At 77.6% G+C, this 1,339-nt stretch carries 3 protein-coding genes; all 3 read left to right on the top strand.

Going from position 1 to position 1,339, the window contains the following annotated elements:
- A partial coding sequence (locus ACLBYE_RS30470; protein ID WP_447697029.1) for a hypothetical protein occupies positions 1–317 on the top strand: 317 nt, incomplete at its 5' end.
- A gap of 125 nt (positions 318–442) precedes the next feature.
- Positions 443–679: a hypothetical protein gene (locus ACLBYE_RS30465; RefSeq protein ID WP_056523116.1), complete on the top strand. Its 237-nt coding sequence runs from the start codon at positions 443–445 to the stop codon at positions 677–679.
- Positions 680–760: 81 nt separating this feature from the next.
- Positions 761–1,339: MazG family protein (locus ACLBYE_RS30460; protein ID WP_447697028.1), on the top strand; the 579-nt coding region annotated here is incomplete at its 3' end.

The following is a 1,339-nucleotide window of genomic DNA, read 5'->3' as shown; positions in this document are numbered from 1 at the left end:
CGCTACCTTGCCCAGCGGCCCCCCGCCCGCGCCGGGGGCGGCCGGTGATTCGCCTCGCGTGGGTCCAAGCGATGCCGGCCTATCACCTCCGACGCACCCTCGAGCACGCGGACGGCCGCTGCGGCCTCGCCTTCGCCAGCGACCGCCTGGAGGCGGACGACGCGGAGGCGGCGATCCGCCGCGCCCGCGACCTGTGCCGGACCGCCGCCAACATGCTCCTGACCGGGGCGGTGCTGACCGATTCCCTCGGCCGGATCCTGTGGTCGTTCACCCTGGCGCTGGCCCGGGAGCCGCTCTGCGTCCGGCCGACGAGCTGAGGGACCCGGCGGAACCCGCGCGGATCGGCGCGCCGTGCAACGCCCGCGGCCCGCGCGCCGTTGTCCCGCACGGGCGCGGCCGAGAGGCCGAGCGAGAGGCCGAGAGCGCTGCCGGGAGAGCTGCCATGAGCACGATCGCGATCCTGATCGGCACGAAGGCGGGGGCGCGCCTCCTGGCTGCCGCCTCCGAGCGGGAGGCGGCCCTCTCGGCCGAGGCCTTCCTGCTGCGCCTGCCCGTCCGCGCCCTCCCGGCGCCGCTCTGGGTGCAGTGCGCCGACCCGGCGGTCAGCGGCCGCCTCACCGGCTACCTGAACGGCCTGCAGGCCGAGCAGGTGCGCGAGCGCGACCCGAGCCGGGTCTGAGGCCCGGCGCCGGCCAGGCACTGGCCTGGCGATCCGCGACACGCATTTCCCTGCGCCGCGCCATGCTCTAACCCCGTCCGCATGAGCGAGACACGCGACGCGGGCCGGTCCGGGGCGAACGGGGGGCGGGACGCCGATCCCGCCGCGGAGGCGCCCCTGGGCCGGCTCCTGCGCCTGATGGCGACCCTGCGCGATCCCGTCGCCGGCTGCCCCTGGGACGTGGCGCAGAGCTTCGCCACCATCGTGCCCTACACGATCGAGGAGGCCTACGAGGTCGCCGACGCGGTGGCGCGGGGCGACCTCCGCGACCTGCGCGACGAACTCGGCGACCTGCTGCTCCAAGTGGTGTTCCACGCCCGCATGGCCGAGGAGCGGGGCGCCTTCGCGTTCGACGACGTGGCCCGCGCCATCGGCGACAAGCTGGTCCGGCGCCACCCCCACGTCTTCACCCCGGACGGCGCGCCCCTGCCTGCCGGCTCGCCCCTGCGCGACCCCGCGGCGGTCGAGGCCCAGTGGGCGGCGATCAAGGCGCAGGAGCGGGCGGCCCGGCAGGCGGAGCGGCGGGACGCGGGGCTCGCGCCGGACCCGGCGCCCGACCCCCTCGGCGGCGTCGCGCGGGCGCTGCCGGCCCTCGCCCGGGCGGAGAAGATCTCCCGGCGG

The organism is Methylobacterium sp. A52T, from assembly GCF_053346095.1.
The sequence above is the reverse complement of the archived record's forward strand: the minus strand, read 5'-3'. Positions and strand labels throughout refer to the sequence as shown.